At 53.6% G+C, this 5376-nt stretch carries 10 protein-coding genes and 1 tRNA gene; all 11 read right to left on the reverse strand.

Annotated features, from left to right (window positions below; genetic code table 11):
- Window positions 1–673 precede the first annotated feature (673 nt).
- Window positions 674–748, reverse strand: a tRNA-Asn gene (locus APU11_RS25050).
- A 98-nt stretch (window positions 749–846) separates the two neighbouring features.
- Window positions 847–1536 carry a bacteriophage antitermination protein Q gene (locus tag APU11_RS25055; RefSeq protein WP_058650879.1) on the reverse strand — a complete coding sequence of 230 codons (690 nt, stop codon included), beginning with the start codon at window positions 1534–1536 and terminating at the stop codon, window positions 847–849.
- Window positions 1533–1649: a hypothetical protein gene (locus APU11_RS28265; protein ID WP_094058356.1), complete on the reverse strand. Its 117-nt coding sequence runs from the start codon at window positions 1647–1649 to the stop codon at window positions 1533–1535. The genes APU11_RS25055 and APU11_RS28265 overlap by 4 nt, the downstream gene beginning before the upstream one ends.
- Window positions 1646–2029: a hypothetical protein gene (locus tag APU11_RS25060; protein ID WP_058650881.1), complete on the reverse strand. Its 384-nt coding sequence runs from the start codon at window positions 2027–2029 to the stop codon at window positions 1646–1648. Before APU11_RS25060 ends, APU11_RS28265 begins: the two co-directional genes overlap by 4 nt.
- A complete protein-coding gene (locus APU11_RS25065) occupies window positions 2026–2658 on the reverse strand; it encodes a recombination protein NinG (RefSeq protein ID WP_058650883.1) in 633 nt (210 codons plus the stop codon). The genes APU11_RS25060 and APU11_RS25065 overlap by 4 nt, the downstream gene beginning before the upstream one ends.
- Window positions 2651–2821, reverse strand: a complete 171-nt coding sequence (locus APU11_RS25070; protein WP_058650885.1) for a NinE family protein — start codon at window positions 2819–2821, stop codon at window positions 2651–2653. The genes APU11_RS25065 and APU11_RS25070 overlap by 8 nt, the downstream gene beginning before the upstream one ends.
- Entirely contained in the window at window positions 2821–3276 is a 456-nt protein-coding gene (locus tag APU11_RS25075; RefSeq protein ID WP_058650887.1) for a YbcN family protein, read from the reverse strand. Before APU11_RS25075 ends, APU11_RS25070 begins: the two co-directional genes overlap by 1 nt.
- A gap of 575 nt (window positions 3277–3851) precedes the next feature.
- Window positions 3852–4067: a hypothetical protein gene (locus tag APU11_RS25085; RefSeq protein ID WP_058650891.1), complete on the reverse strand. Its 216-nt coding sequence runs from the start codon at window positions 4065–4067 to the stop codon at window positions 3852–3854.
- Entirely contained in the window at window positions 4064–4270 is a 207-nt protein-coding gene (locus tag APU11_RS25090) for a hypothetical protein (protein WP_058650893.1), read from the reverse strand. The genes APU11_RS25085 and APU11_RS25090 overlap by 4 nt, the downstream gene beginning before the upstream one ends.
- Complete coding sequence (locus tag APU11_RS25095) at window positions 4270–5064, reverse strand: DUF551 domain-containing protein (protein ID WP_058650894.1); 795 nt, start codon at window positions 5062–5064, stop codon at window positions 4270–4272. Before APU11_RS25095 ends, APU11_RS25090 begins: the two co-directional genes overlap by 1 nt.
- A gap of 8 nt (window positions 5065–5072) precedes the next feature.
- Window positions 5073–5376 (reverse strand): ead/Ea22-like family protein (locus APU11_RS27825; protein ID WP_192842106.1); only part of this gene is annotated, 304 nt, incomplete at its 5' end.

Consider the following 5376-nt stretch of genomic DNA (forward strand, 5'->3'; position numbering starts at 1 on the left):
AAGGTATAGGAAGAGGCCGCCCCAGCATGACAGAGCAAGGACAATCAGCCATGACACTCCGGCAATGCTTTCTTTATCTTGCATACGTTTAGCCATATCACCTCCGAAAGAACGGGGTGCTGTTTGTAGTAAGGGATCAGGCCCTCGGGACGATTTAACAAGAAGGCATGTCGATGATGGTTCCCGGGGCCTGGAATAAAAAACCCGGCGACAGGCCGGGAAGATGAGGGTAAGGCAATGTCGGCTCTCTGGCCGAAGGGTCCCAGGTAGTGGGTTTGGTTTGTGGTGGCCGGTGCTGCTATCCGGCATTCAAGGCTATCGCTTTACGACGCCATCAGAACATTCACCACAACGCAAAAACCACTCCACTATTCCGTATGCGTCATTCCGTTACTATGCACAATATGGTAGTGGCTTTTGCTGTTATGGACTCCGTTTCGTGGAGCTGACGACACAACCTAATCGCGAGTCAGTTATGCACCATATCGGCATCATCACAAATGCGGTAAATCCCACACAGCTAGGGGATGGGGCGGGATTGTAACCATACCGAGGACATCCTCGAAATGGTGGAATTACACCAGATTAGAATTTGGCTCATCTGGCTGGATTCGAACCTCTGACGCGCAGCTTACAAGGCTGCCGTTCTGCCACTGAACTAGACCGGCGAATTTGGCGGGACAGGAAGGATTCGAACCTTCGACCATTCGGTTAACAGCCGAACGCACAACCGCTGTGCTTCTGACCCTGAAACGAAAAAGCCCCGCACGATGGCGAGGCTTGTAATTTTTTGTCGACCTACGAAGCTATGGCGACGATATCAGATTTACATGAAATATATGCGTTTCAATCCAGTTTTGCAAGACTTCTGTCGAAATTTGTCGCCTTTTGTTGTGAACGTGATCGCGTAACCTGCAACAAAGCTCCGCTGTCCAGGCGCAGGAAGATGCGACGCATCTCAACCCAGCGGTCCGTAAACGTCTCTGACCAGTTCTTTGGTGTTACGCCAACCAGCTCCGCCAGCGCCTGATATTCGTACGTCTCCCGCCCCGCCAGCTCCGTTTTGACGTCCTGCGCCGCCAGCCAGATCAGCTTCTTCAGGCGCTCCATCGTCTTGCCAGCCACCTTCTTCGCGCCGAGCTGCTCCCGGAACTCTGCCCACGCCCACTGGGTGATCGCTACCTGGTACTCGAAGCGGATGTTCTCGCTGTAGTTCCATAGCAGCCATGCTTTCTGCTGGTCTTCCAGCGACAGGACAGCGCGGCGCCATGACGCAGTGCCAAACTCTACTGGGCTGACAAGCGCGATAGATGATCCCTTGGCGCGGGACTGGCTGCCACTCATCGCCGGGCCGTCTGGGTTCACTTTTCGGCCGGTGACCGGATCGGTGATTTTCTTACGCCCCCGGCTGCGCGCCGTCGCGGTGAATTGCGCGTTCTCGGCGAAAGCTACCAGCTGCCCTTTCGTCGCCCCGCTGAGGTCTGCGGTCGCCACAATGAGCTGCTGACGTACGTATTCCAGTTGCTGACTGTTCATGCGGCTTCCTTCTGTGGCTGGTTGGTTTTGGTCTGGCTGTGCTTTGCTACTGGCGGCATGCTGGCGCGCTTAACGCTTTCTGCCTGGTAGCGGATAATCTGGTCACGTGTCATTCGTCCACCCTCTCGTTCTGCCAGAGAGGAAGTGGTGACTTATCCCCGGCGCGGCGTATGCGGGACTTGGCGTTCTTCTCAATCTGAATGAGCTTTTCGATGTTCTGGCGGCGCTGCTTTTCCTCGCGGCGGAGATATTTCACGTTCTCCATGTAGCGAGACTCCTGGTCGCAGAGCGTCATAAGGAAGTCAAAAGGCTCGATCAACGTTTCGCACTTCCGGCAGCGTAAAGTCCGGTCTTTTTCATTCACCCAAACAGTGGAGTGCAGGCACATAACCTTCTGCCCTTCGCGCTGAATAACCAGCCCGTCCTGTAGGTCGTTATTCTTCGTCGGGAACGCGACAATCTTGCCCAGTTCAATTTCAGTTTCTGTGCTCATGCTGCCTCCTGTCGGCGGGCGCGGCGCTTCTCCAGCGCGCGGGCTTTACGAGTGAAAATGGATTTGATTCGCTGCAGGTATGGAATGTCGAACCGGCGGACGGAGTTATCGTTGTTTATCGCCTCAACTTTTTCGGCACCGATGCGCTCAATAAGGCCCTGTTCAAATGCCTTTTGCGCGCCGTCGCGATCCCGGTTGCAATAGACACACTGGGCTGCGGTATTGTGAAGGTTGAAAGCGAGGTGCGCCGCTGCGCCGCGGGTGCGGTAGTGGCCGCAGTCCATGGTTCCGCCAAACTTCTGCTCCGGCAGCCTGCCGCAGCTGATGCACGGCTTACCAGCATCCCTCAGACGGACGTACCGATTGAAAGCCGCCTGCGCTTCAGCTCTCCACTGCGGTTTCGTTTTTAGCGCCACTTTTCTTGCTTTCAGATCCCGGCGATCCGCGCGCTCTTTCTCTTTACGTTCCTTAATGCGTTTAGCCGCGGCTTTCACCTTCTCCTTTTCGCGCTCCTCCATCGCGAGGATTGCGCCATGCTCCGGGCAGCACCAGCGGATCCTGATGTCGTGGAATTTCGGCACGAAGTATTCACCGCATACTTTGCACTTACGGCGGGATGGTTTACGCACGTTTCCTCCTTGCCGCGAGACGCAGCCATTTCTGATCCACCAATCGGGCGGTGTAGTCTTTCATGGTAGGGATGTCGGACGGCTTAACCTCTGGCTTGCGCTGGCGGCGCGCCGGGAGGCGGAAGATTTCGTTTGTGATGACGCGAGAAAGTGGAGTAGACATCATGCCTCCTGCTTATCGCGCAGCTGCTGGTACTCGCAGCTCTGCGGAATGGTCAGGTGGCATCCAATATTCATCGCCCAGGCTTCGACTTTGCACAGGAAGATGTACATCTCGCCGGTTTCCAACTCTGACGTATGGCGGAGGGATTGGACCGTGGTTACCTCGCCGGACACGACGTCTACCCGGTCTTTGCTTTCATAGCCGAGATAGGTGTGCTTCATCGCGTCCTTGACCCACTCAGGCGTAGCGAAGGCCTTACCGCGGGCGATGAGGTAGTCGCTGATTTCCGTGTACCACATGTGGCTGAGAGCGTTCTGCGACAGGCTGCGCTTCTCGCGCCACGGCTTCACCTGCAGGCGGAAGCATTGCCCGGCATCCAGCAATGGCTGAATCTGCTGGCATATGGCCGCGAAGTTGCCGCGATGGAGTTTGATGCCGTCTACTGGCAGAGTCATACGGCCTCCTTAACGGAAACCGCAGAATGCAGAAAATCGCAGGTGCATTTCTGCATCTGTGACAAAGTGAGGAGTTCAGATTGTGGTCGCATTTAAGTCCCCTTAAATGCGCAGAAGTCACCGGAGTTGTTCAGGCTCCGATGACTTAATTATGGATGGATGATTATTGGAAATCAAACGTTGCTTGACGTTTAGTTATGCGTCGAATGGGTTAGGAAACAGGAAGCCTGAAAAACTGCCTGCATGTTTTAATTACCCCGTATATCGCCTGGATAATGACAGCTCCGCAAATAACACCATCGTAAAACCCTCTCTGATTTGCATACACAAGAATTGCAATTGCTATCCATGCGCCACAGTTCCACATGAAAAGAAACAGCAAAGCGAATGATGGCCTTAGGGTGAAGTTAAACATCATTCATCCTGCTGTAACTTCATTAGTGATTCCAATACTCTATCGGCATGCTTTCGCGCAGAATCAAGGTCTACTGTAGATGGTATTGGCTTATATGGTGGTGACTTGCAGTCTTCAAGGTAGCTATGATATGCATCGACCCAAATCTTCTGAAGCTCGTTCATAACGCCTCCTGCTGCGCAATTTTTACAATAGCCTTAAGACACTGCTTGCACGGCTGAACAAGCGAACCCTGCTCAATGCTTAACAGAGCGTGCTGAGCGTCCTGATACAGCCAGTCAGAGAATTGAGGCTTATATCCGCACCAGGTTTCTGTTTCATGTTTCGCAAGTTTTACGCCGTCACGATAGTCATATTTGATGATGTGCTTACTCACGGCTTCGCCTCCTGCTCATGTACGACAGAAACAACATCTCCCTGATAGCCTATGCCGATTTTCTCGCCTCCGTCAGTCTCAACAACAGGGCACCCGGTCAACCAATCGCTATGGTCCTTCAGTACACCATTAACCTCTTCGCCAGTGGTAAGGCGAACAGTAACTTTCGTTCCTAAAGGATAATTTCTAGGGTCAATTTTCATCACGCCTCCTGCCGCGGTGCTGCTGGCATTATCATTGGCTTCCAGTGAGATGCTTCACTGGCTTTGCACGTATCAGCGGAATACTCCCAATAGAATAATTGCTTATCTGCGTTATAAAACGCGTCCTTTAACACCTCCCCATTGGTGAATAAATAAACCTGGTCTAGATCTTCCGGCATCCGCTCACTGCAAGCCACCCAACCATCCGGGATCACCGGAGAGTTGCCGCTCACGGCCTCCTGGAAGCGTTCAAGCTCCACATACTCCTGACATGACCACCCGCCATCAATAAAATCGCGAGCTTCAACAGCGTCGAAAGTGAACGATGTTTCACCGCCAGTTGGTGAGGTTAAGCCGTACAGGTCTGCTACCGGCTTAAACTGCGTGGCTGTTATGGTACCCTCATTGGTGAGGGTACCATTGGCACCCTGAAGCATGGCGGCGCGATAGGCGTTCCAGCCGACAGCTTTTCCGTGTTCAAACGCGCTGTCAAAGTCATCATCCATTTCCATCGCAGCGGGCACAGATACCGGCGATGGAGGGGCGGTGTAGAGCGGCCTCGCATCTAATGATTCAGGTTTGATTTTGGCGTACATATTTCCTCCGCCATAAATTTCCCACGTCCACGCCACAGGTTCCGCTTCGAGCGATGCCAGCGCGATACGCGCCAGCTCCAGTTCAATTGACCATGTGCGCTCTTTGAGGGGCTCTAACTCTCCAGCCAGCATCATCTCTGCAAACTCAATACGCGCGTGCGCAGAAGCGATAAGCTGTTCTTTGGTGAAGGTGATCATGATGCCTCTCATTTACCGGCTGCTGCCAGAGCAGACTTAGACTCATCAATATTCCACTGCGCATCACCGCAGCACAGAATCCCGTTTGATGCAGCGTGACCAAACGCTTCTGTATGTTCGATAAAGGCGTGTGCGCACTGGAGATGGTGTGAAAACTCAGCAATCCGCTTCTCTGCGGCTTCCAGCTCATCCAGCAGCGCCAGCACGGTGGCTGGGTCTGCCGTTGCGATGAATGTGGCGTCGTTATCGTTTCGCCACCGAGAGAGATTACCGGTATCCTCATGCCGAACGGCGGCGCGCTTGTTATCGGCC

Origin of the sequence: Enterobacter sp. 50793107 (assembly GCF_001463365.1) — a bacterium.
In the GTDB taxonomy this organism is placed as follows: domain Bacteria; phylum Pseudomonadota; class Gammaproteobacteria; order Enterobacterales; family Enterobacteriaceae; genus Enterobacter; species Enterobacter cloacae.

What these genes read in the sequence shown, in the direction of transcription:
- APU11_RS25075 (WP_058650887.1), bottom strand. Translation starts at nt 3,276, where the DNA reads ATGACTCTGCCAGTAGACGGCATCAAACTCCATCGCGGCAACTTCGCG.
- APU11_RS28265 (WP_094058356.1), bottom strand. Translation starts at nt 1,649, where the DNA reads ATGACACGTGACCAGATTATCCGCTACCAGGCAGAAAGCGTTAAGCGC.
- APU11_RS25095 (WP_058650894.1), bottom strand. Translation starts at nt 5,064, where the DNA reads ATGATCACCTTCACCAAAGAACAGCTTATCGCTTCTGCGCACGCGCGT.
- APU11_RS25090 (WP_058650893.1), bottom strand. Translation starts at nt 4,270, where the DNA reads ATGAAAATTGACCCTAGAAATTATCCTTTAGGAACGAAAGTTACTGTT.
- APU11_RS25070 (WP_058650885.1), bottom strand. Translation starts at nt 2,821, where the DNA reads ATGTCTACTCCACTTTCTCGCGTCATCACAAACGAAATCTTCCGCCTC.
- APU11_RS25055 (WP_058650879.1), bottom strand. Translation starts at nt 1,536, where the DNA reads ATGAACAGTCAGCAACTGGAATACGTACGTCAGCAGCTCATTGTGGCG.
- APU11_RS25060 (WP_058650881.1), bottom strand. Translation starts at nt 2,029, where the DNA reads ATGAGCACAGAAACTGAAATTGAACTGGGCAAGATTGTCGCGTTCCCG.